General features: G+C 71.5%; 24 protein-coding genes. 5 read left to right on the forward strand and 19 right to left on the reverse strand.

The window, feature by feature from the left end; genetic code table 11:
* Nucleotides 1-36: 36 nt before the first annotated feature.
* The 3 genes from DEI85_RS16470 to DEI85_RS16480 form a co-directional block, all read right to left on the reverse strand.
* The gene (locus tag DEI85_RS16470; RefSeq protein ID WP_110859414.1) at nt 37-1,443 is read right to left on the reverse strand and encodes an L-serine ammonia-lyase; all 1,407 of its coding nucleotides are present in this window, start codon (nt 1,441-1,443) and stop codon (nt 37-39) included.
* Between the two features lie 56 nt (nt 1,444-1,499).
* Nucleotides 1,500-1,694 (reverse strand): PspC domain-containing protein, encoded by a 195-nt coding sequence (locus DEI85_RS16475; RefSeq protein WP_027466823.1) that lies wholly within the window; start codon nt 1,692-1,694, stop codon nt 1,500-1,502.
* A gap of 98 nt (nt 1,695-1,792) precedes the next feature.
* On the reverse strand, nt 1,793-2,719 hold the full coding sequence (locus DEI85_RS16480; RefSeq protein WP_258369835.1) for an NADP-dependent oxidoreductase: 927 nt from the start codon (nt 2,717-2,719) through the stop codon (nt 1,793-1,795).
* A gap of 95 nt (nt 2,720-2,814) precedes the next feature.
* Here DEI85_RS16480 and DEI85_RS16485 point away from each other — a divergent pair, with 95 nt between their 5' ends.
* Nucleotides 2,815-3,633 carry a shikimate 5-dehydrogenase gene (locus DEI85_RS16485; protein WP_111124077.1) on the forward strand — a complete coding sequence of 273 codons (819 nt, stop codon included), beginning with the start codon at nt 2,815-2,817 and terminating at the stop codon, nt 3,631-3,633.
* A gap of 75 nt (nt 3,634-3,708) precedes the next feature.
* Here the strand turns inward: DEI85_RS16485 and DEI85_RS16490 are convergent, their stop codons facing one another.
* From DEI85_RS16490 to DEI85_RS16515, 6 genes are read right to left on the reverse strand one after another with little or no spacing between them, the layout of a single operon-like run.
* On the reverse strand, nt 3,709-4,152 hold the full coding sequence (locus DEI85_RS16490) for an SRPBCC family protein (RefSeq protein ID WP_110859412.1): 444 nt from the start codon (nt 4,150-4,152) through the stop codon (nt 3,709-3,711).
* Nucleotides 4,153-4,157: 5 nt separating this feature from the next.
* A complete protein-coding gene (locus tag DEI85_RS16495; protein WP_111124076.1) occupies nt 4,158-5,603 on the reverse strand; it encodes a phytoene desaturase family protein in 1,446 nt (481 codons plus the stop codon).
* Nucleotides 5,604-5,642: 39 nt separating this feature from the next.
* Nucleotides 5,643-6,311 (reverse strand): hypothetical protein, encoded by a 669-nt coding sequence (locus DEI85_RS16500; RefSeq protein WP_111124075.1) that lies wholly within the window; start codon nt 6,309-6,311, stop codon nt 5,643-5,645.
* 54 nt (nt 6,312-6,365) lie between these two features.
* Nucleotides 6,366-6,893, reverse strand: coding sequence for a GNAT family N-acetyltransferase (locus DEI85_RS16505; protein WP_181430174.1), 528 nt, complete (start codon nt 6,891-6,893; stop codon nt 6,366-6,368).
* 27 nt (nt 6,894-6,920) lie between these two features.
* Nucleotides 6,921-8,198, reverse strand: coding sequence for an ABC transporter permease (locus DEI85_RS16510; protein ID WP_111091360.1), 1,278 nt, complete (start codon nt 8,196-8,198; stop codon nt 6,921-6,923).
* Nucleotides 8,195-8,923 (reverse strand): ABC transporter ATP-binding protein, encoded by a 729-nt coding sequence (locus tag DEI85_RS16515; RefSeq protein ID WP_110859407.1) that lies wholly within the window; start codon nt 8,921-8,923, stop codon nt 8,195-8,197. Before DEI85_RS16515 ends, DEI85_RS16510 begins: the two co-directional genes overlap by 4 nt.
* Before the next feature lie 80 nt (nt 8,924-9,003).
* On the opposite strand from DEI85_RS16515, the gene DEI85_RS16520 reads away from it, so the two are divergent.
* On the forward strand, nt 9,004-9,633 hold the full coding sequence (locus DEI85_RS16520; protein ID WP_111091358.1) for a TetR/AcrR family transcriptional regulator: 630 nt from the start codon (nt 9,004-9,006) through the stop codon (nt 9,631-9,633).
* Between the two features lie 81 nt (nt 9,634-9,714).
* Here DEI85_RS16520 and DEI85_RS16525 read toward each other — a convergent pair whose 3' ends face one another.
* From DEI85_RS16525 to DEI85_RS16560, 8 genes are all read right to left on the reverse strand, one after another.
* Complete coding sequence (locus DEI85_RS16525) at nt 9,715-10,734, reverse strand: glycine betaine ABC transporter substrate-binding protein (RefSeq protein ID WP_111124074.1); 1,020 nt, start codon at nt 10,732-10,734, stop codon at nt 9,715-9,717.
* Entirely contained in the window at nt 10,731-11,495 is a 765-nt protein-coding gene (locus tag DEI85_RS16530; protein WP_111056509.1) for an ABC transporter permease, read from the reverse strand. Before DEI85_RS16530 ends, DEI85_RS16525 begins: the two co-directional genes overlap by 4 nt.
* Complete coding sequence (locus DEI85_RS16535; protein WP_111124073.1) at nt 11,492-12,763, reverse strand: ABC transporter ATP-binding protein; 1,272 nt, start codon at nt 12,761-12,763, stop codon at nt 11,492-11,494. The genes DEI85_RS16530 and DEI85_RS16535 overlap by 4 nt, the downstream gene beginning before the upstream one ends.
* Entirely contained in the window at nt 12,750-13,397 is a 648-nt protein-coding gene (locus DEI85_RS16540) for an ABC transporter permease (protein ID WP_110859402.1), read from the reverse strand. The genes DEI85_RS16535 and DEI85_RS16540 overlap by 14 nt, the downstream gene beginning before the upstream one ends.
* A 208-nt stretch (nt 13,398-13,605) precedes the next feature.
* Nucleotides 13,606-14,310, reverse strand: coding sequence for a DinB family protein (locus DEI85_RS16545; protein ID WP_110859401.1), 705 nt, complete (start codon nt 14,308-14,310; stop codon nt 13,606-13,608).
* Nucleotides 14,307-14,918, reverse strand: coding sequence for a DUF6197 family protein (locus DEI85_RS16550; RefSeq protein WP_111091355.1), 612 nt, complete (start codon nt 14,916-14,918; stop codon nt 14,307-14,309). The genes DEI85_RS16545 and DEI85_RS16550 overlap by 4 nt, the downstream gene beginning before the upstream one ends.
* A 58-nt stretch (nt 14,919-14,976) precedes the next feature.
* The gene (locus DEI85_RS16555; protein WP_111124072.1) at nt 14,977-15,852 is read right to left on the reverse strand and encodes an aminoglycoside phosphotransferase family protein; all 876 of its coding nucleotides are present in this window, start codon (nt 15,850-15,852) and stop codon (nt 14,977-14,979) included.
* A 117-nt stretch (nt 15,853-15,969) separates the two neighbouring features.
* On the reverse strand, nt 15,970-16,620 hold the full coding sequence (locus DEI85_RS16560) for a ScbR family autoregulator-binding transcription factor (protein ID WP_181420015.1): 651 nt from the start codon (nt 16,618-16,620) through the stop codon (nt 15,970-15,972).
* A 90-nt stretch (nt 16,621-16,710) separates the two neighbouring features.
* Between DEI85_RS16560 and DEI85_RS16565 the strand changes: the two genes are divergently transcribed.
* Entirely contained in the window at nt 16,711-17,154 is a 444-nt protein-coding gene (locus DEI85_RS16565) for a hypothetical protein (RefSeq protein ID WP_110859397.1), read from the forward strand.
* 42 nt (nt 17,155-17,196) lie between these two features.
* Here the strand turns inward: DEI85_RS16565 and DEI85_RS16570 are convergent, their stop codons facing one another.
* Together DEI85_RS16570 and DEI85_RS16575 are read right to left on the reverse strand one after the other, a co-directional pair.
* Entirely contained in the window at nt 17,197-18,354 is a 1,158-nt protein-coding gene (locus DEI85_RS16570) for a GAF domain-containing protein (RefSeq protein ID WP_111124071.1), read from the reverse strand.
* On the reverse strand, nt 18,351-19,127 hold the full coding sequence (locus tag DEI85_RS16575; RefSeq protein ID WP_258369834.1) for a ThuA domain-containing protein: 777 nt from the start codon (nt 19,125-19,127) through the stop codon (nt 18,351-18,353). Before DEI85_RS16575 ends, DEI85_RS16570 begins: the two co-directional genes overlap by 4 nt.
* Nucleotides 19,128-19,268: 141 nt before the next feature.
* Between DEI85_RS16575 and DEI85_RS16580 the strand changes: the two genes are divergently transcribed.
* Together DEI85_RS16580 and DEI85_RS16585 are read left to right on the forward strand one after the other, a co-directional pair.
* A complete protein-coding gene (locus tag DEI85_RS16580) occupies nt 19,269-20,711 on the forward strand; it encodes a DUF4832 domain-containing protein (RefSeq protein WP_111124070.1) in 1,443 nt (480 codons plus the stop codon).
* Nucleotides 20,712-20,790: 79 nt separating this feature from the next.
* Nucleotides 20,791-21,246: a DUF3817 domain-containing protein gene (locus DEI85_RS16585; protein WP_035809287.1), complete on the forward strand. Its 456-nt coding sequence runs from the start codon at nt 20,791-20,793 to the stop codon at nt 21,244-21,246.
* Nucleotides 21,247-21,362 lie beyond the last annotated feature (116 nt).

The following is a 21,362-nucleotide window of genomic DNA, read 5'->3' on the forward strand; positions in this document are numbered from 1 at the left end:
AGCACGCGCGAGCACGCGCGCACGCGACCACGACGCTCAGCAGAGCGGGACGTTCACCGCGAGCCCGCCCATCGCGGTCTCCTTGTACTTCGACGACATGTCCGCCCCGGTCTGCCGCATCGTCTCGACGACCTGGTCGAGCGACACGTGGTGCACCCCGTCGCCGCGCAGGGCCATGCGGGCGGCGTTGATCGCCTTGTTCGCCGCGATCGCGTTCCGCTCGATGCACGGGATCTGCACCAGGCCGCCGATCGGGTCGCAGGTCAGCCCGAGGTTGTGCTCCATCGCGATCTCGGCGGCGTTCTCGACCTGCTCCGGCGTACCCCCGAGGACCTCGGCGAGCCCCGCAGCCGCCATCGACGCCGCGGATCCGACCTCGCCCTGGCAGCCGACCTCGGCGCCGGAGATCGACGCCCGTTCCTTGTAGATCGACCCGATCGCCCCGGCGGTGAGCAGGAACCGCACGACGGCATCGTCGCGTTCGGCGGCGGGAGCGTCGGCGACCGTGGGCACGTACGTGAGCGCGTAGTACAGCACCGCGGGGATGATGCCGGCTGCGCCGTTCGTCGGGGCGGTGACGACGCGGCCTCCGGTGGCGTTCTCCTCGTTGACCGCCATGGCGACGAGGTTCACCCACTCCATCGCGAACAGCGGGTCGTGGTCGGGGTCCTCGCGGGTGAGCTGCTCGTGCCAGGTGGCGGCGCGACGGCGGACGTCGAGCCCGCCGGGCAGGCACCCGCCCCTGCGGACGGACCGGTCGACGCACGACTCCATCACGCCGTGGATGCCCAGCAGTCCGGACCGGATCTCGGCGTCCGTCCGAGTGACGGCCTCGTTCGCCAGGGCGACGCCGCTGATCGGCAGGCCTGAACCGGCACACGCGGCGAGCAGCTCGGCGCCGCTCGAGAACGGGTGGGGCACGGCGTCGTCGACCGGGATCGCGGCACCGGCGACGGCCGCCGACGCGTCCGTCGCCGGCTCGGCCGCCTCGTCCCGCGCAATGAACCCGCCACCGATCGAGTAGTAGGTCTCGTCGGCCAGATCGGTCCCGTCGGCGTCACGGGCGCGCAGCCGCATGGCGTTCGGGTGCCGGGGCAGCATCGTCAGGGGGTGCAGGACGATGTCGGCGAGGCGGAACGGCACGCTCGCACCGCCGTCGAGCCGCAGGACACCGTCGCGCTCCAGCGCGTCGAGCGCGAGGACCATGGCATCGGGGTCGACGGTCTCCGGGTGCGACCCCATGAGCCCGGCGACGACGGCACCGAGGGTACCGTGACCCTGCCCGGTCGACGCGAGGGACCCGTACAGGTCGACCACCACGGACGTGACGGGCAGGCCACGGACGAGCGTGGCGAACTCGGCACCGGCCCGCATCGGGCCGACGGTGTGCGAGCTCGAGGGGCCGACACCGACGCTGAACAGATCGAAGACGGAGACCGGCACGCCGCCACACTAACCCGTCCGGACGGACCGGTGCTCAGCGCCGAGGCTCGGACCGCTCAGCGCCGCCGACCACCCTCGGGCGGCATCACGAACCACAGCACGACGTACGCGATCCACAGCGGCCCGGGGAAGAAGCTCAGGATGACCCAGACCACCCGGACCAGGGTGCGGGACAGGTTGAAGCGATCGGCGAGACCGGCGCAGACGCCGGCCAGCAGACGACCGTTGCGGGGACGGGAGAGTGTGCTCATACCGACGACGCTACGCAACGCCGTCGGTCCAGCGCATCCGGGACGCACCCCGACCGTGGTGGGGGAAACCCCCGGACCAGCCCTGAGCGACGCTGGGATCAGGGGATCAGGACGATCTTGCCGCGGGTGTGGCCCTGCTCGAGCTCCTCGAAGGCGTCCTGCACGCGGTCGAGCGGGTAGGTCGCGGCGACGGGTACCTCGATCGCGCCGTTCGCGACCTCGAGTGCGAGCGCCCCGAGGATCTCCGGGTCGGCGGTGTCCGCGCTGCCCGAGGCCTTCGCCCCGACCTCGGCGGCCTCGTCGAACGCGATGATCGTCTCGATGCGGTCGACCGGCACCCCGAGGGCGATGCCGAGCCGGACGTACTCGGCACCGTGGGTGTCGATCACGGCGTCGATGCCGTTCGTCGCGAGTTCGGTGATGCGCTCCTGCAGCCCGTCGCCGTACGCGACCGGCCGTGCGCGCTTGGAACGGAGCCACTCGTGGTTCGCCTCGGACGCGACGGCGATGACGTCGATGCCCTCGTTCGCGAGCAGCTGGGTGACGAAGCCGCCGACCCCGCCGGCGGCACCGGACACCACGACGGTCTCGCCCGGACGCGGGTCGACCGCACGCACGGCTGCGGCCGCGGTCGTCGCGATGACGTCGAGGCCACCCGCCACGGTCCAGTCGAGCAGGCGTGGCTTCTGGACGACCTGGACGGCCGGCACGGACACGTACTCGGCCTGGCTCGCGCGGTCCCACGACCAGCCGATGACCTCTTCGCCCTCGTCGACGCCATCGACCTCGGCTCCGACGGCCACCACGATGCCGGCGAAGTCGGTGCCCTGTCCGGACGGCAGGTCGCCGCCGAACGCACCCTGGCGGATGGCCGACTCACCGGGGTTGATGCCCGCGGCGCGGACGCGGACGAGCACCCGCCCGGGGGTCACCTCGGGAACGGGCACCTCGGCCACGTGCAGGACCGACCGGTCACCCCACTCGTCGAAGCGGACAGCGCGCATGGTCTCCGGGATCTCAGTCATCGGCACCGACGCTACCCCGGAGCAGGGCACCCGGTCTGGATGGACCGCTCCATCCCTGCGAGGACGCGAAAGGGAGAGGGTGCGAGACTGAGGGCATGCCCATCCTGAACAAGGACATGCAGGTCTGCATGTCGCTGGCCGCGCGACCGAGCAACATCGGCACCCGGTTCCACAACTTCCTGTACGACGAGCTCGGCCTCAACTTCCTGTACAAGGCGTTCACCACGACCGACCTGCCCGGTGCCGTCGCCGGCATCCGTGCGCTCGGCATCCGCGGTTGCTCGGTGTCGATGCCCTTCAAGGAGGCGATCATCCCGCTGGTCGACCACATCGAGGACTCCGCCGCCGCGATCCAGTCGGTCAACACGGTCGTGAACGACGACGGCGTGCTCACCGCGTCGAACACGGACTACGAGGCGATCGCCGCTCTGCTCGGGTCCCACGAGGTCGACCCGGCTTCGCGTGTGCTGCTCCGCGGCTCGGGCGGCATGGCCAAGGCCGTCACGGCGGCGTTCCGCGGCGCCGGCTTCGACCGGTTGACGGTCGTCGCCCGCAACGAACAGACCGGCCCGGCCCTCGCATCGCAGTACGGGTACGAGTGGGTGGCCGACGAGCGTGAGGCGGGAGAGACCGACCTGGTCGTCAACGTCACCCCGCTCGGCATGCGCGGCGACCAGCAGGACGCACTCGCCTTCGCACCGGAACGGATCAAAGCTGCCCACACCGTCTTCGACGTGGTCGCGTTCCCGTCGGAGACCCCGCTCGTCCGTGCTGGGCGAGACGCCGGCAAGCACGTCGTCACCGGCGCCGAGGTCATCGCCCTGCAGGCGGCGCGCCAGTTCGAGCGGTACACGGGCGTCGTCCTGACCGACGACCAGGTGGCGCGGGCCAGCGAGTTCTCGCGCGCCGAGTAGTCGACGCACCCACAGGGCGGACGGGAGGCCCGTGGCGACGCCGCCACGGGCCTCCCGTCCGTCTCGTGGGGCGTCTCAGGCGTTCGCCGCGCGCCCGACGGCCACCCACTCGAGCCGGCGGAGCGTCTCGCGGTTGCGGATCCAGATGAGCGGCTGCATGAGGAAGTCGGGCACGTACGACCCCGGCCCGGCCACCGCGTTCTCGGTGATCGTGACCTTGCAGCCGTGCCGGTGCGGTTCGACCGTCAGCTCGACGCGGGCCTCGCCGATGGGCCAGCCCTTCGGCTGGATGACCATGCGGTGCGGCGGCTCCCACACCAGCGACGTCGTGACGTCGTTGATGACGATCGGCCACGCGCCGAACGAGTGGTGCAGGTGGGTACCGACCTGCGGCCAGCCGGACTCCTCCTTGCGCATGCGCGAGGCCCCGACCACCCAGGTCGTGTAGAGCCAACCGTCGCCGAGCACGTCGAAGACGGCTTCGGGACGGCAGTGCAGGATGCGGACGTTCTTCGCCATGGTGATCAGCCTTCCGGGGTGAGGTCGACGTCCTCCGGCAAGCCGAAGGTGTGCCGGAGTGCGCTCTTCGCCGCGTGCCACCCGGCCATGCCGTGCACGCCGGGGCCCGGGGCGGAGGACTCGGAGCACAGGTACATGCCACCGCCCATCCGCCACGGGTCGCTGGACAGGACGGGGCGCTTGACGAGCTGCCAGAAGCTCGCGGCACCGGCGGCGATGTCGCCACCGACGTAGTTCGGGTTGTACTCGCCCATCTGCACGGCGGTGCGGGAACTCGACGACAGGATCGTGTCGCGGAACCCCGGCGCGAACCGCTCGATCTGGCGGGTGACGGCCTCGGTCGGGTCGACGTCCGACCCCGCGGGGACGTGCGCGTAGGCCCAGAAGACGTGCTTGCCGGCCGGGGCCCGGGTCGGGTCCACCACGGTCGGCTCCGCCCCGAGCACGTACGGGCGTTCGGCGTGCTGCCCGTGCGCCACCGCCCGTTCGGCCGCCGCGATCTCCTGGCGGGTACCGCCGATGTGCACGGTCCCGGCCTTCCGCAGCGACTCGTTGGTCCACGGCACCGGGTCGGACAGCGCGAAGTCGACCTTCGCCGCCGCGTTGCCGAACCGGAAGCGACGCAGTGCCCCACGCTTCGGGGTCGGGATCTGCTTGCCCGCGATCCGGAGCATGCCCGGCACGCTCGTGTCGAACAGCACCGCCTTCGCCGGGGCGAGGTCACCCAGCGACCGGACCTCCTGCCCGGTGACGATGCGGCCGCCGTGCGCGACGAGGTCGGCGGCGAGCGCGTCGACGATCGCCTGGCTGCCGCCGATCGGCACCGGCCAGCCGCGGGCGTGCGCGTACGAGCCGAGTGACAGTGCCGCCGCCGCGGTGGAGAGGGAGGGCAGGTGCTGGATCGAGTGCGCGGCGACGCCGGACACCATCGCCGGGGCGGCCTCGCCGCGGAAACGCAGGTTCCACGCGGCGGTGCCCTGCTCGAGCGCCCGCAGGCCGAAGCGCAGGACCGTCAGTGGGTGCCGCGGCACGTGCAGCAGCGCGTCGGTGGCGAAGTCGGCGACCTGGTCGGCGTTGTTCGACAGCGGCGCCATCAGCTGCTTGAAGGCCGGCCCGTCCACCCCCAGCTCGGCGGCGGTGCGGTCGAGGTCCCGGTAGGCGATGCCGGCACGGCCGCCGTCGAGCGGGTGGCCGTACTGCACCTCGGGCAGGCGGAGTTCGATGCGCTCCTCCATGCGGAACAGCCGGAAGAACTCCGACTGCAGGGCCATCGGGTGCACGGCGGAGCAGACGTCGTGCAGGAAGCCGGGCAGGGTGAGCTCGGCCGTGCGGGCGCCGCCGCCGATCGTGTCGTTCCGTTCGACGACCTCGACCGACAGGCCGGCGCGGGCGAGCGTCACCGCTGCCGCGAGCCCGTTCGGTCCCGCTCCGACGACCACCGCATCAACCATGCACCGAGCCTAGGGACTCGTGACTGCGTGTGGTGTCGGTCAGGTGCGCGAGGTGTCGGGATCAGCCGGGTCGGACTCGTCCTGGTCGCCGTCGGCGTCGTCCGGTTCGTCGGCGTCGACCGGGGTCGATCCGACGGGGTGCTCGGCGAGCAGCTCGGCGAAGTCCTCGTCGAGCATCTGCTGCAACCGGTCGTCGCGGCCGATCTCGTAGTCGTCCGCCGGGCGCTGCGCCCAGCCCAGCCGACCGACGACGGTGGTGCCGATGTCGTCCCAGGCGCGCGCCCGGGCGGTCAGCACGATGCCGTCGACGAAGTGCTGGTCGTCGCGCCGCTTGTCGAGCATGGTGGCGAGCTGCTCGTACGTGGCCTCGCGCATCCGGAGCTTCAGGTCGTCGCCCCGCCGGTAGTCGTGCTGGTGGCGGGAGCGGCCCTTCTGCTTGCTCGAGGTGGAGCGGATCTCCCGCATGCGTGCGGCGTCGCCCCGCTGTTCCTCGGCCATGCGGTGGAGTTCCTCGCGCGTGGCCTCGGCGATGAGCGCGTGGTCGAAGTACCCCTGGTCACGCAGGGCGTTCGTGATGATGCGGTTGGCCACCGCGATGGTGACGGCGGCCTTCGCGATGAGGAAGCCCTCGTCGACCGCCCGCTTCAGTTCGACCTGGCTGATGGGTCGATCGCGCACGTCGGGGTTGCGTCGTCCGAACAAGGCCATGCTCCGACGATACCGGCGCCCGGTGTCGGTCGGCCTGCACGAGGGCGGCGGGCGTCAGAGCAGCAGGCCGTACACCGCGACGTCGACACGCTCGGGGCCGAGGGGCAGCGCGCCGCGCAGGGTGCCCTCGTGCGCGAAGCCGAGCCGCTCGGCGAGCCCCCGGCTCCGCGCGTTGTCGACCGCCGTCCGGATCTCCATCCGCGCGGACCCGCGCGCCCGGGCGACCCCGATCAGCACGGTGGCGGCCCGCCGGACGACACCACGGCCCTCCTGTCCGGCGTCCACCCAGTAGCCGAGCGATGCCTGGCCCAGGTACGGGTCGAACGTCAGCGAGGCCACCCCGACGATGCGGTCGTCCGCGCGGATGACGCAGGGCAGCGCGCGGTCCATCGCGAACTGCCCGAGCAGCCGCTCGGTGTGCAGGGCGATGGCCTCGCGGGTCTGGGGGTCCCAGGCCCAGGGCTCGGCGGCCCGGAGACGATCGGTGTTGGCGTGCACGAGTGCGAGCACCGGGTCGATCGTCGTCAGGTCGCGCAGCGTCAGCGTGTAGCCGTCACCGAGGTCGCGTCCGAACGTCGTCACCGCTCCGACACTAGGCAGCCCTGCCTGTCACTCGTACCGGAGCGCCTCGATCGGGTTCTGCCGTGCCGCTCGTCGTGCCGGCAGGGTGCCCGCCAGGAACGCGATGAACATCACGACGAGGATGATCGTGGCGACGGACCCCGGCGCGAACTGCATGATCTGCAGCCCCGGCAGGTCCTTGAGGAGCGTGCCGGCCAGGACGTTCGAGATCCCGGTGCCGAGCAGGATCGCGACCCCGGCGCCGATGGCGCTGCCGAGGAACCCGATGAACACCGCCTCGAGCGAGAACAGCGTGTAGACCCTGCCGCCGCCCATGCCCATCGCCTTCATCAGGCCGATCTCGCGGGTGCGCTCCTGCACGCTCATGAGCAGGGTGTTGATGATGCCGAAGCCGGCGGCGACGAGCGCGATCACGGCGAAGGCGTTCAGGACCCCGACGATGCCGCTGATCACGGTCTGGAACTGGCCGAGCTGGTCCTGGATCGTCTGGCCGAGGAACCCGTCGTCAGCCAGGGACTTCTTGACCGTCGTGACGGAGGCGTCGGCGTCGAGCGTCGCGGTGGCGCTGGCGTAGGACGTCGCGATCGAGTCGGGCTTGCCGATCTCCTGCGCGGCCTGCATGGCGTCGGTCAGTGCGGCGTTCGCCCCGGCACCGCTGCCGAACAGCGACTCGTTCTGCACCCCGACGACGGTGGCGGTGAGCGTGTGCGGCTTGCCCTGGTAGTCGTCGACGGCGAACGTGAGCTCCTTGCCGACGGCGGCCGAGGCGCTGCCGAGACCCATGTTCTTCAGGTAGTCGGTCGGCAGCATCACCTGGTCGGCGTCGGTCTCGTCGTCGAGCTGCTCGCCGCTCGCCAGGTCGGCGTCGAGCTCGCCGGCGTTGGCCGTGAGCGAGACGACGTACTTGCCCTGGTCGCCGTACTCGGCGTACTTCGGCGCGAGGGCGACCGCGGGGCGGAGGCTCTCGATGCCGTCGGTCTTCTCGATGTCGTCGACGTCGGACTGTGACAGGTACGAGAACGACGCCGGGCCGCGGTCGACGCTCTGGCCGGACGCCTCGGGGTCGTACTTCGCCGGGCCACTGTCGGTCGAGGTGGAGTCCACGGCCTTCGTGACGACCAGGGTGCCGTCGTCTCCGATCGAGGAGACCTGGCTGTCGATGTAGTTGCTGACGCCCGTGCCGATGGCCGAGGTGAGGGTGATCGTGAAGGCGCCGATGAAGATCGCGATGACGGTCAGGGTCGTGCGCAGCTTCGAGCGGAAGGTGTTCGAGACCGCGGTGCGCAGGAGGTCGAGGAAGTTCATGCGGCGTGCCTTCCGTGCGTGCCGGACGCGTCGACCGCGTCGTCGGATCCGCCGACGATCAGGCCGTCGCGGACGTTGACACTGCGGTCGCAGCGTGCGGCGAGCTCTTCGTCGTGCGTGACCACGACGAGCGTGATCCCCCGCTCGCGCTGCAGCCCGAACAGCATGTCCTCGACCACCTGTCCGGTGTTCGTGTCGAGGTTGCCGGTCGGCTCGTCGGCGAAGATCACGCTCGGCTCGCCGACCAGCGCCCGGGCGATGACCACGCGTTGCTTCTGGCCGCCGGACAGGTCGTTGGCGTCGTTCTTCGCCTTGTCGGCCAGCCCGAGTGCATCGAGCGCCGCCATGCCCCGGCGCTTCCGCTCGGCTCCGGAGACACCGGCGATCTTGAGCGGGAGCACGACGTTGTCGAGCACCGAGGTCTTCGGTGTCAGGAAGAACTGCTGGAACACGAACCCGAAGGTGCTGTTCCGGGTGCGGTTGACCTGCCGCGCACCGAGCGTCGCCGCGTCGGTGCCGTCGAGCAGCACCTGACCGGCCGACGGCTTGTCGAGCAGCGCGAGCAGGTGCATCAGCGTCGACTTGCCGGAGCCGGACTTGCCGACGATCGCCAGGCTCTCGCCCTGGTGCACCGCCAACGACACCCCCTTGAGCGCGTCGAACCGCGTCGCGCCGCGGCCGTAGGTCCTGGCGAGGTCACGGGCCTCGAGCACGGGAGTGGTCATGGGTTCACCGTAGTGTCCGGTGCACGACTGCAAGTTTGCGTTTGCTGTAGATCATGTGACCTTCCGGTTACAGTCGGGCCATGCCCGACTCCCCGACGCCGTCAGAACTCGGTCTCCGTGACCGCAAGCGCATCGAGACCCGCAACCGCATCGCCGAGGCGGCTCGGTCCCTGGCCCTCGAGCAGGGCGTCGACGGCACCACGATCGAGCAGATCGCCGCGCGGGCCGACGTCTCCCCGCGGACGTTCTTCAACTACTTCGAGAGCAAGGAGGACGCGGTCCTCGGGCACACCGAGCTCGACCTCGAACCCGCCACCCTCGAGGCGCACCTGGCGGCCGTCGCGGGAGAGCCGGCGGCGCAGGCCGTCGTGGACCTGGCGTTCCTGGTGTTCGGGTCGTCGTTCGGCGACGAGCACGAACGGCTCGAACGCAAGGCCGTCATCGTGCGGTTCCCGCAGCTGATGCGTCGGCAGGTCACGCGGATGACCACGGTCGCCGAGGCGATGACCGGCGCGGTGCGCACGATCCTCGAACGCGACCCGGCCTGGGGGCCGGAGGCCGCGACCCCGCAGGCAGCCGAGATGCTGCTCGGCATGTGCATGACGGGCTTGCGGAGCTCGGCCCGGCACGAGGGGTCCGACCCGGAGCAGGTCCGGGCGGCGGTGGTCGCGTCGATCCGCGACACGGCGGCGCGCATCGCCGCGGCCTGAGACGCGACCACAGACGGACGGGAGGCCCGTGGCGGGGTCACCACGGGCCTCCCGTCCGTCAGATGGGTGCGTCCAGAACGGTCAGGGCTTCGTGATGAAGCCCTCCTTCACCATCCAGTCGAAGGCGACGTCGGCTGGCTCGCGCCCCTCGACGTCGACCTGACGGTTCAGCTCCTGCAGCACGGCGTCGGTGAGCTTCGGCGAGATCTGGTCGTAGATCCCCTCGAGCTGCGGGTACTCCTTCAGCGTCTCCGAGTCGATGACGGGGGCGACGTTGTACGCCGGGAAGAACCCCTCGTCGTCGTCGAGCACCGTCAGACCGAGCGACTTGATGCGGCCGTCGGTGGTGAAGACCTCACCGAAGTTGCACTTGCCGCGGTCGGTGGCGGTGTAGACCGTGCCGGTGTCGAGGATGCTCACGTTGCGGCTCGGCACGCCGTTCGATCCCGAACCACCGAGCTCCAGACCGTACTTCTTGAGCATCGGCTTGAAGCCGTCGGCACGGGAGTTGAACTCCGACTCCACGCAGAACGTGCGCTGGTCGACCGGCAGCTTGACGACGTCGGAGAGCGTCTTGACGTCCCCCAGTTCCTTGACTGCCTCGTTGCGGACGGCGAACGCGTAGGTGTTGTTCATCGGCGCCGGCTCGAGCCAGGTCAGCCCGTTGCCGGCGTCCTCCTTCTTCACCGCCGTCCACTGGTCGGTCTTGTCCGGGATCCCCTCCGCGTGGCCCATGAAGGTCAGCCAGGCGGTTCCGGTGTACTCGTACGTGAAGTCGGCCGCGTGCGAGGTCATCAGCTCACGGACCGCGACGCTGCCGGGCACGTTCGTCTCGTCGGTGACGTCGAACCCTGCGGCCTTGGCGGCGAGCACGGCGATCTTGCCGAGCACGAGTTGCTCGGTGAAGTTCTTCGACGTCACGGTGATGTGGGCGCCGGCCGGCAGGTCGTCGATGCGCTGGATGGAGCCGGCGCCGGCCTCGGGCACGAACGACGTGGCGGGCTGCAGGCCGCACCCGGTCAGGACGAGGGCGGTGGCACCGGCGACGAACGCGGCGGCTCCGACCCGGGTGCGGCGGGTGCTGCGGGTGCTGCGGGTCATCGGAGTCCCTTCGGTCGTGCGACCGTCTCGACCACGCGGCCGAGCCAGTCGATGGAGAGGGCGAGCAGGGCGACGAGCAGGGCCCCGGCGACGAGCACCTTGGGCAGGAACAGCGTCACACCCGTGGTGATGAGCAGACCGAGTCCGCCAGCACCGACGAAGGTGGCCAGGCTCGCCGTGCCGACGAGCAGCACGAGGGCGGTCCGGATGCCCGAGAGCATCACCGGCACCGCGAGCGGCAGTTCGACGCGCATCAGCACGCTGAAGGCGCTCATGCCCATGCCGCGACCGGCCTCGACCAGGCGGTCGTCGACGCTCTGCACGCCGATCATGGTGTTCCGGAGCACCGGCAGGATCGCGTAGAGCACGAGCGCGATGACGGCGGACGAACTGTTCAGGCCGAGCCAGGCGGCGAGCAGCACGATCAGGCCCACAGCCGGGGCCGCCTGCCCGAAGTTCGCGACGGCGAGCACGTACGGGCTCGCCCGGCGCAGAGGCCCGCGGGTGAGCACGACACCCAACGGGATGCCGATGACGAGCACCAGGACCGTCGACTGCAGGGTCAGCACGAGGTGCTGGCCGGTCAGGGCCAGGATGTCCGCCGGGTTGAGCGTCGTGCGCTCCGTCGGGGTCAGGTCCGCCGTCGCGAGCCACACCGCGAAGCCGGCCAGGACGACCAGGATCGCGATCGGCTGGAACAGCAGGCCCTTCCACGAGGTGCGTGCACCGGTGGCGGGGCCGGCGACGGCGACTGCGCTCACAGGTCTTCTCCGGTGGGCATGGCCGACACCGGTGACGACGGCATGGTCTCGATCGGGTTCGTGTTGGTGCCGACCGGCGTGTATGCCTGGTCTCCGGCGGCGGTCGCGCGGGAGCGGGTGATCGCCTCCATCACGGTCTCGACGGTGATGACCCCGCGGAACGCGTCACGACGACCGGTGACGAGCGCGGCGCCGGCACTCGAGACGAGCATGGTGTCGAGCGCGTCGTTGAGGGTCGCTGCCTCGCCCACGACGGGCAGGCCGGGCTCGACGCCGTCGGGGATGCGCGTCAGACGCTCGAGCTGGCGGCGCGACGGCCATCCGATCGGACGCTGGCGGTGGTCGACGACGACGGCGTGCTGGTGCCCGCCGGCCTCGTTCATCCGCTGCAGCACGGCCTTGACCTCTTCGCCGGGGGAGCACGTCACGGCTGACTCGACCTCGACGTCGCGCACGCGGTTCAGCGTGAGCTGCTTCAGGCCGGCACCGGAACCGATGAAGTTCTCGACGAACTCGTTCGCCGGCTCGGCCAGGATCCGCTCCGGGGTGTCGTACTGCACGATGTGCGCGCCCTCGGTGAAGATGACGATCCAGTCGCCGAGCTTCACGGCCTCGTCGAAGTCGTGCGTGACGATGACGATCGTCTTGTGCAGTTCCTCCTGGATGCGCAGGAGCTCGTCCTGCAGGCGCTGGCGGGTGATCGGGTCGACGGCGCCGAACGGCTCGTCCATGAGCAGGACGGGCGGGTCCGCCGCGAGCGCACGGGCCACGCCGACGCGCTGCTGCTGCCCACCGGAGAGTTCGCGGGGGAACCGGTCGCGGTAGGTGTCGGGGTCGAGCGAGACCAGGTCGAGCAGCTCGTCGACGCGCGCCGCGATCTTCTCCTTCGACCAGCCGAGCATCTTCGGCACGATCGCGATGTTCGCCGCGACGGTCATGTGCGGGAAGAGACCGCCGGCCTGGATCACGTAGCCCATGCGGCGGCGGAGCTCGTCGCCGTCGATGCCGGTGACGTCGTCGTCGCCGACGACGATCCGGCCCTGGGTGGGCTCGATCAGGCGGTTGATCATCTTGAGGGTCGTCGTCTTGCCGCAGCCGGACGGGCCGACGAGCATGACGATCTTGCCGGCCGGGATCTCGAGCGTGATGCCGTCGACGGCGGGCTTCGACTGCCCGGGGTACCGCTTGGTGACCTCGTCGAGCAGGATGCTGCGCCCGGTGACGTCCCCGTCGGGCGCGGTGGTGGTGGCGGAGTCAGTGCTGGACACGGATACCTCTCGAGATGGTCAGGCGGCCGAGGCCGATGAGGAGCAGGTCGAGGACGAGGGCGAGCAGGACGACCCCGACCACCCCGACCACGACGGAGAACAGGGCGTTGGCGCCACCGAGGCGGGACAACCCGGAGAAGATGAAACCGCCGAGCCCGGGGCCGAGCGCGTACGCGGCGATGGCGGCGATGCCCATCACCATCTGCGCGGACACGCGGACCCCGCTCAGGATGATCGGCCACGCCATCGGCAGCTCGACCTGCAGCAGGGTGCGGAACCGGCTCATGCCGATGCCGCGCGCCGACTCCACGACGGTGGGCGGGATCTCGGCGAGACCGACGACCGCGTTGCGCAGGATCGGCAGCGCGGCGAAGAAGACGACCGTCACGACCGACGGCAGGACGCCGAAGCCGAGCGGGACGATGAGCAGGCCGATGACCGCGAAGGACGGCAGGGTGAGGCCGATGGCCGACACCCCGTTCGCGACGGAGGTCAAGCGCGGGCTGCGGTAGACGAGTGTGGCGAGCACCACGGCGATGACCGTGGCGAGGACGACGCACTGGACGACCAGTGAGAAGTGCTGCCACGATGCGAACCAGATCTGGCTCCATCGCTCCACGACGTACTGGAACACGGGTGGGCGCTCCCCTTCCGGTCGGCTGAACTGCCCACAGATCGGGGCACGAGCTCGGCCAAAGCTACGCAGCAGCTGGACCTGTTGTACAACGCACACAGCGGTGGACGACCATTTCCCTCACATTTGCTTGGAGAATAACCCCAGGTCAGAGCCTGGTCACCGGGTGAACCCTGGGAGAACGGTAACGATCGGTGTGCGTGCTCGGCTATGCGTCGAAGCCGCGCAACCCGGCTCGCTCCGCGATGTCGACGAGCTGCTCACGCCACCGGACCCATTCCTCCGGCGACTTGTCGGCCAGGTTGCCGTCGCCGTCGCCAGCCAGGCCGTCGAGCATCTCGCGCACGATGTCGGCGTGGCCCGCGTGCCGGGCGGTCTCGTACGCCATGTGCACCAGGATCCGGTGCAGCGTGACGTCCCGGTGCCCCTCCGGCCACCACGACACGGTGCCGGTCGCGGTGAGGTCGAGGGCATCGATCGTGGCGTCGGCGTGGGCGGCACTGCGGTGGTGGAAGGCCACGATGTCGGCCATGGTCTCGTCGAGCGTGGCGTACATGTCCTCGCCGTCCTCAGACTCGAGCCAGGCGGGCTGGTCCGGCAGCGGCCGCCCGAACACCTCGCCGAAGTAGCCGGCCTGCACCCCGGCGACGTGCTTCACGAGCCCGAGGACGTTCGTGCCCGTCGGCGTCACCGGCCAGCGGGCCTGCCGCTCCGCCAGCCCGTCGAGCTTGGCCAGCAGGGCCGCACGGTGCTTCTGCAGGTACCGGTGCAGCGTCTGCTTCACCGCGGCGTCGGCAGCCGCGCGGTCGGGGTTCCGCGCAGACCCCTCGTCCGACAGCAGGGCGTTGCCGCTCGCGGCCAGCGTGCTGGTGCTCGCGGGGTGCACCTCGGGGACCGCTTCGACGTCGCTCATGCCCCCGATCGTGCCACCCGGAGCTCCTGCAGGCGCGTCGACTCCTGCACGGCGACCCGTTCGGCCGTCAGCAACAGGCCGGCGACCTCGGCACCGGTGCGTGCCGGGGCGTCGTTCCAGCTCGTCAGGTCACGCACCCGCCCCATCCGGATGTCCGGCGCGGGGCACCACAGCACGGGCTCGCCCTCGTCGCGGGCCAGGGCGTGCCACACGACGTCGAGCGCGTGCTGCACCCGGGGCGCGTGGACCGCGTGCGGCCCGCCGGCGGCGGACACGACCGCGCCGACCAGGCAGGCGCCGACGAGCGGCCGGCCCTGCACGTCCATCGCGGCGGCACTGGAGGCCTTGCGCTCGCGGCCGTGCTCGTCGAGGTAGGCGAACCAGGCGTGCTGGACCCACCCGCGTTCGACGACGGCGCGGGCGTCCGAGAGCAGGTGGACGAGTTCGCCGAGTTCGCGAACACGGTCGTCGACCCGCCGCGCGCGGGCGGCGGCGCGGCGGTCGGACAGACGGTCGAGCAGGCCGCGGAGACCGTGTCGCTCGGGTCGGACGGGGGCGGGGGAGGCGTCGGTGGCGACGTCGTGCTGGACGCGGAGCTCGAGGGTCATGGCGGCCCCTCCGATCGGCTGTGCACGGATGGTGCGGTCACGATAGCCCCGCGAGGACTCAGTCGTCCAGCACCGCGTCGATGCTCCGTCGCGCGACGCTCCGGAAGGCGCGCTCGTCAGCGGTCGCCAGGGCGGACGCGAGCGCGACCGCCCACCCACGTGCGCGCTGCCAGGTGGCCTCCGGGGCCGTGACGCGCGCGCGGAACGCCAGACGCCCCGGCCGGTCGAGCGTCAGCCAGGCGGTCGCGAGGTCGACGGCGGGGTCCCCCGCGGTGACGTCCCCGAAGTCGATCACGGCCGACAGGCGGTCGGCACCGCCCGACGGGTCGACGAGCAGGTTGAAGGGGTGCAGGTCGCCGTGCACCCAGACAGGAGGCCCGGCGTGCGCGGGCACGGCCGCTGCGGTCCGCCACAACGCGGCGAGCTCTCCGGCCCGGTGCACGCCGTGACCGTCGAGTCGCGTCAGCACGGCGTCGCTCCGCGACGCGAGCGGCACCCCGCGGAACGGGTTCGCCGGGGCGTCGTCCGGGGCGGGGACGTGCAGGAGCCCGACGAACGCGGCGAGCGCCTCGGCGACGAGGACCCCGGCCGCCCGTTCACCGATCGCAGTACCGGGCAGCCACGGCACGACGCTCCACGACCACGGGTAGCCGAGGGCGGGGCGGCCCGTGCGCACCGGGACCGGCACCGGGACGACCGATCCGACCCGGGCGGCGATGGCCGGCAACCAGCGCTGTTCGTGTTCGACGAGGCGTGCGGCCAGCTCCCGACGGGGGACCCGGACGGCCAGGTCGTCGCCCAGACGCAGCACCACGTTGTCCCAGCCGTTCGCGACGACCTCGAGCGGCAGCACGGCCAGGTCGGGGTGCTGGTCGCGCAGCAGGGCCCGGACGAGCGGGACGTCGACGTCGACCTCGGCAGCGGGTGTGGGCACGGCGTCAGGCTAGTGGGCCGCCGGACACACGCCCGCGAACTGGGGCCGGTGGCGCGAGATCCTCCTCGGTAGTCTCAGGGACGAGGTGACGTGGGTGTTTCCCTGGGGGGACCCGCGTCACTCCGGAGCGATGAGCGCGACGAGCCGCGGGATCTCCGGACGCAGCCGTTCGGTGACGAACGCGTCCAGCAGGACCGTCCAGAGTTCCCGCAGGCCCGCGAACAGGTCGGCCCGGCGGGTCATCACGTCCGAAACGGTCTGCACGCCGGTGTAGGCACGGACGACGACCCGGCCGACCAGCTCCGGGTCCCACCGTGGGTCGATCTCGCCCGCGTCGACGGCCTGCCGTGCGAACCCGGCGACCACCGTCGTCCAGTCCGTGTACGGGTCCTGCCGGTCGACGTCGCTCGCGGCCACGTCGGTCGACAGCCGGACACCGGCGCTGACCACCACCTCGGTCGTCATCTGCACGGCCAGCCCCTGCGCCAACCACACGATCCACTCGAGCGGCGTCGTCCCCTTCGCCACCGCGGCCTCGCCGTACCGTCGGGAGATCGCGTGCTGCTCGGCGATCACGGCACCCGCCATGTCGGCCTTCGACCTGAAGTGGAAGTACAGCGCGCCCTTGGTCATCCCGATGCGTTCGGCGATGCCGTCCATCGAGGCGCCGACGTACCCGCGTTCGTCGAACTCCGCGGCCGCGCCCTCGATGATCGCCGTGCGGGTCGCGAGCGACCGCTGCTGCCGGGTCGGTCGGTCCTGCGCCATGGGGTCCGATCGTAGCCAGGGCGGACTGCCGCCGGGGTCCACTGGCCGCATTCGGCAGGCGTTCGGCCGGGTGCCCTACGGTCGGTCGCCATGGACGGATGGCGGAACCCTGCGCGCTGGGCACGGACGGGGCGGTGGCTGCTGCTGCCGATCGCGGTGCTGGACTGGGTCGCGCTCGCGCCGCAGACCATCGTGGTGCTCGCGTTCCTGCTCGCCGTCGTCGGCCTCGCCGGCATGGCAGCGGCCCTCGTGGTGCACATGCTCGGTCGGTCCCGCGGGGCGATGGCCGCCCTCGGGGTCGTGCTGCTGCTCGGCGGCCTCGTGGTGTTCGGCCTCGACCCGTTCCCGGGCTCGTTCCCGCTCATCGAGTCGTGGTGGCCGGAGTCGATCACGCAGCCGCAGCACGTCGGCAGCGCGTACTGGCAGCTCGCCGGCCTGGGCATCGAGCTCGCCGGGTTCGCCCTGCTCGCGACGCTGCTCGTGGTCGCGCTGACCGGCACCCCGCGCCCTCGGCAGGACCGCTTCCGCTCCTGACCCACCCGGGGCAGCACGCGACGCCCAGGCGGCCCATCCCGCTCAGTGCCGTGTGAGCACCACCAGCGTGACGTCGACCGCGGCGTCCGCGGGGACCGCCGCGCGCACCCGTTCGACCGCCGTGGCCCCGTCCGGAGCGGAGCGCACCAGCGCAGCGAGGTCGTCCAGGTGCCGGAGTCCGTCCAGCGTCAGGACGCCCTGGGTGCAGATCGCCAGCCGGTCGCCGGGTTCCAGGTCGAGCGCGCCGGGCGACCGGGGGATCGACTCCGGCTGCAGCCCGAGCGGCAGGTCGAGCGGGTGCAGGACGCGAGCCGGGCCGTCGGCGGGGACGAACACCGCGAGGCCGTGGCCGGCGTCGCCGAAGTCGACGTGACCCGACGTCGGGTCGAGCCGCAGGTGGAAGAGCGAGCCGACGGCGTCCGCAGCCGACAGGTCGGCGGTGACCTGCGCCTCCAGGCCGACGATCGCGTCCGACATGGCCGAACCGGTCCGTGCCGCCACGGCACCGCGGACCGCCGCGGCGAGCAGGCCCGACGCCGGGCCGGCCGCGCTCACCCGGCCGACGGTGACGTGCAGGGCACCGTCCGGTGCGACGCGCCAGTCGGCGACGTCACCCCCGCCGTCGTCGTGCTGGGCCACCAGGACGTCGAGGTCGTACCCCGGCACCGCGACCGGGTCCGGCACCAGGCCGTCGAGCACCCGACGGACCCGTCCGCGGTCGACGGCGACGCCGAGTTCACGCTCCGCCCACCGGGCCAGGTCACCCAACAGGGCGACGTCGTCCGGCGAGAACGTGCGCGGAACAGCGTCCATCAGGCACAGCGTGCCCACCCGGGTGCCGTCGACCATGGTCAACGGTGCGCCCGCGTAGAACCGGATGCCGTGCTCCGCCACCGCCGCCGTGTGCGCGAACCGGGCGTCGAGCGACGCGTCCGGGATCACCATCGGTTCGCGGGTGAGCACCGTCGACGCGCAGAACTGCTCGCTGGCGGGGACGCTCGATCCCTGGTGCCAGCCGAAGGTCGACTGCGTGGTGACGAGGTCGTGGTGGACGAGGTTGAGGAAGGTCAACGGGACGTCGAACGCCTCGTGGGCCATGCGGGTGATGCGATCGAAGCGCTCCTCGGGTCCTGATCCCAAGATGGCGAGCGCCTCGATCACCGCGGTGCGCCTGTGCGCACCGTCGAGATGGTTGGTCACCCGACCTGTCTACCCCCATCGTCCGACAGGAACCAGTCCCGCGGGTGGGGGTCGGCCGTCAGCTCGCGGCGCTCGGACACCGGGGCGGCCCAGGCGGCGGCGTTCGACAGCACGCGCTGGATGTCCGGGTGGTGGTAGACGGGGTACTCCTGGTCGCCCGGCGAGAAGTAGAAGACCTTGCCGAGCCCCCGGCGGTACGCGACGCCGGAGCGGAAGACCTCGCCGCCCGCGAAGGTCGACAGGAACACCTCTTCGTCGGGGCGCGGGATGTCGAAGTACTCGCCGTACATCTCCTGCCGGTCGATGACGATCGGGTGCGGGACCCCCGCGGCGATCGGGTGCTCGGGCGCGACGGTCCAGACGAGTTCACGCTCGCCGTCGTTCCGCCACTTCAGCGAGCAGGTCGTGCCCATCAGGCGCTTGAACGGCTTGGAGTAGTGGCCGGAGTGCAGCACCACCAGGCCCATGCCGGCGTGCACGGCGTCGACGACCAGGTCGACGACGGCGTCGCTCACCTCGTCGTGGGCGGCGTGCCCCCACCAGAACAGCACGTCCGTGGTGGCCAGCCGTTCGGCGGTGATGCCGTGGTCGGGTTCCTGCAAGGTGGCGGTGGAGACGTCGGCCCCGGGCTGCAGCTGCCGGAGCGCCTCGGCGATCACGGTGTGCATGCCGTCGGGGTAGTGCCCGATGACCGTCGCGTCACCGCGGGTCTCGTGCACGTTCTCGTTCCAGACGACGATGTTCAGGGGACGGTTCTCGGTCGACGGCGACATGCAGGCAACGCTACCCGTGCTCGGTTCGCGCATCCACTGGCGTTTTCTGATCGTTCGGCCTACCTTCAGATCACAATCGCGCAGGACGGCAGCGCCAGGGGGCGCCGATCACCGTCCGCGCCGAGGACAGGGGCTCGTCCGATGCAGCACCGCACCATCACCACCGTCGCACTCGCGGCGGCACTCGCGCTCGCCGTACCGACCACCGCGTGGGCGTCGTCGCCCACCGGCCACCACACGACACGGACCACGACCACCTCGACCGTGGCCTACACGGCGAGCGACGCGGTCATCCCGAACCCCTCGCGCGGGTTCGACCACACCACCGAGACGCACTACCGCGCCGACGGCAGCGGGTACACACCGCTCGACGCCGCGACGCTCCGCGGCTACCGCGCCGAGGGGGTCACCCAGATCGTCCGGGTGTTCTACATGGAGGCGTTCGTGCAGCAGCAGCGCCTCAGTCCGGCCTGGCTGCGGCTCGTGCAGCGCGACTACGACACCGCACGTGCGGCAGGGGTGGGCGTGATCACCCGGTTCGCGTACGTGCAGGGCGGTGCGTACCCGTACTCGGCGCCCTACGGCGACGCCGACCTGTCGACCGTGCTCGCGCACATCCAGCAGCTCACCCCGACGCTCCGCCGGAACGCCGACGTCATCCCGACCCTGCAGCAGGGGTTCATCGGGCTCTGGGGCGAGGGCTACTACACCGACCACTTCGCCAGCGACCCGGCGAACCCGGGCGTGCTGACCGAGGCCGACAAGGACGCCCGACGGCAGGTCCTGCAGGCCGAACTCGCGGCCCTGCCGTCCAGCCGCTCGGTCCAGGTCCGCACAATGCAGATGAAGCAGGACGCACTCCGCATGCCGTCCGGCACGGCCGGGGCGCTCACCCCGGAGCAGGCGCACGACGGGTCGGCAGCGTCGCGCACCGGGCACCACAACGACTGCTTCCTCGCCTCGCCCGACGACTTCGGCACGTTCCTGAGCGACCCGCTGTCACTCGACCAGGACTACCTGGCCGCCGAGTCGCGGTACGTCCCCGTCGGTGGCGAGACCTGCGCCGTGAACGCGCCGCGGTCCGAGTACCCGTCAGCCTCGGCCGAGATGGCGAAGTACCACTACAGCTACCTCAACCTCGACTACAACAAGGACGTCCTGGCGACCTGGGGCGCGGACGGCATGACCGACGCCGCGAAGAAGCTCGGCTACCGCTTCACGATGACCTCGAGCACCGTCACCACCGGTCGCACGCCGTCGGTCGCGGTGTCGGTGCGGAACGACGGCTGGGCGGCGCCGTACAACAGCCGCCCGGTGCAGCTCGTCCTGACCGACGGGCACCGCCGGGTCACCGTGCCGGTGCGCGCCGACGCGTCGTCGTGGCAGCCGGGCCGGACCGTGACCGTCCGGGCGTCGCTCGCACACCTGCCGAAGGGACGCTGGGACATCGCCCTCGCCCTGCCGGCACCCGAACGCTCGGTGGCGTCGAACCCGGCCTTCGCGATCCAGACCGCGAACACCGGCACGTGGGACGCGCGCGCCGGCGTGAACCGCCTGGGCCAGACGGTGGTCGTGCGGCACTGACCCGACGTCGAGGACGCCCCGGGTCGATCGGTCCGGGGCGTCCTGCTCTCTGTCAACCGGGTCCGCCACCATGGAGGCCATGACTCCGCGCTCCCTGTTCCGCGCCGCCGCGGTCGCCGAACTCGTGACCTGGACCCTGCTCATCCTCGGGATGGTGCTCAAGTACGGCCTGGACGCCGGCGACTGGGGCGTGCGCATCGGCGGTGGGGTGCACGGCTTCGTGTTCCTGGCGTACCTGGTGGTCACGACGGTCGTCGCGGTGAACCAGCGGTGGTCGTTCGGGGCGCTCGTACTCGGCTGGGCCAGTGCCGTCGTGCCATACGCCACCGTGCCGTTCGAGGTCGCGGTCGCCCGCCGCGGCATGCTCGAGGGCTCCTGGCGCCGCTCGCCGGACGCCCACTCCGGCTTCTGGGACCGTCTGCTGTTCTTCGTGGTGCGCCGGCCCGCCGTGGCCGCGGGCATCGGGGTCGTGGCCGTCGCCCTGGTCTTCACCGGGCTGCTGGCCGCCGGCCCGCCCGTGCCGTCCCGCGGCTGACGCCCCGCGCGTCCCCCGTGTCACTTCGTGAGCACGAACGGTCGGGTTTCGTGGTGCGGACGCGACCACGGACGGACGGGAGGCCCGGCGCCAGCTGGCACCGGGCCTCCCGTCCG

This window comes from Curtobacterium sp. MCBD17_026, from assembly GCF_003234895.2.
Classification (GTDB): domain Bacteria; phylum Actinomycetota; class Actinomycetes; order Actinomycetales; family Microbacteriaceae; genus Curtobacterium; species Curtobacterium flaccumfaciens.

What these genes read in the sequence shown, in the direction of transcription:
- DEI85_RS16515 (WP_110859407.1), bottom strand. Translation starts at nt 8,923, where the DNA reads ATGACCACTCCCGTGCTCGAGGCCCGTGACCTCGCCAGGACCTACGGC.
- DEI85_RS16510 (WP_111091360.1), bottom strand. Translation starts at nt 8,198, where the DNA reads ATGAACTTCCTCGACCTCCTGCGCACCGCGGTCTCGAACACCTTCCGC.
- DEI85_RS16560 (WP_181420015.1), bottom strand. Translation starts at nt 16,620, where the DNA reads ATGGCGCAGGACCGACCGACCCGGCAGCAGCGGTCGCTCGCGACCCGC.
- DEI85_RS16585 (WP_035809287.1), top strand. Translation starts at nt 20,791, where the DNA reads ATGACTCCGCGCTCCCTGTTCCGCGCCGCCGCGGTCGCCGAACTCGTG.
- DEI85_RS16520 (WP_111091358.1), top strand. Translation starts at nt 9,004, where the DNA reads ATGCCCGACTCCCCGACGCCGTCAGAACTCGGTCTCCGTGACCGCAAG.
- DEI85_RS16475 (WP_027466823.1), bottom strand. Translation starts at nt 1,694, where the DNA reads ATGAGCACACTCTCCCGTCCCCGCAACGGTCGTCTGCTGGCCGGCGTC.
- DEI85_RS16495 (WP_111124076.1), bottom strand. Translation starts at nt 5,603, where the DNA reads ATGGTTGATGCGGTGGTCGTCGGAGCGGGACCGAACGGGCTCGCGGCA.
- DEI85_RS16550 (WP_111091355.1), bottom strand. Translation starts at nt 14,918, where the DNA reads ATGACCCTCGAGCTCCGCGTCCAGCACGACGTCGCCACCGACGCCTCC.
- DEI85_RS16545 (WP_110859401.1), bottom strand. Translation starts at nt 14,310, where the DNA reads ATGAGCGACGTCGAAGCGGTCCCCGAGGTGCACCCCGCGAGCACCAGC.
- DEI85_RS16580 (WP_111124070.1), top strand. Translation starts at nt 19,269, where the DNA reads ATGCAGCACCGCACCATCACCACCGTCGCACTCGCGGCGGCACTCGCG.
- DEI85_RS16485 (WP_111124077.1), top strand. Translation starts at nt 2,815, where the DNA reads ATGCCCATCCTGAACAAGGACATGCAGGTCTGCATGTCGCTGGCCGCG.
- DEI85_RS16480 (WP_258369835.1), bottom strand. Translation starts at nt 2,719, where the DNA reads ATGACTGAGATCCCGGAGACCATGCGCGCTGTCCGCTTCGACGAGTGG.
- DEI85_RS16500 (WP_111124075.1), bottom strand. Translation starts at nt 6,311, where the DNA reads ATGGCCTTGTTCGGACGACGCAACCCCGACGTGCGCGATCGACCCATC.
- DEI85_RS16525 (WP_111124074.1), bottom strand. Translation starts at nt 10,734, where the DNA reads ATGACCCGCAGCACCCGCAGCACCCGCCGCACCCGGGTCGGAGCCGCC.
- DEI85_RS16565 (WP_110859397.1), top strand. Translation starts at nt 16,711, where the DNA reads ATGGACGGATGGCGGAACCCTGCGCGCTGGGCACGGACGGGGCGGTGG.
- DEI85_RS16575 (WP_258369834.1), bottom strand. Translation starts at nt 19,127, where the DNA reads ATGTCGCCGTCGACCGAGAACCGTCCCCTGAACATCGTCGTCTGGAAC.
- DEI85_RS16490 (WP_110859412.1), bottom strand. Translation starts at nt 4,152, where the DNA reads ATGGCGAAGAACGTCCGCATCCTGCACTGCCGTCCCGAAGCCGTCTTC.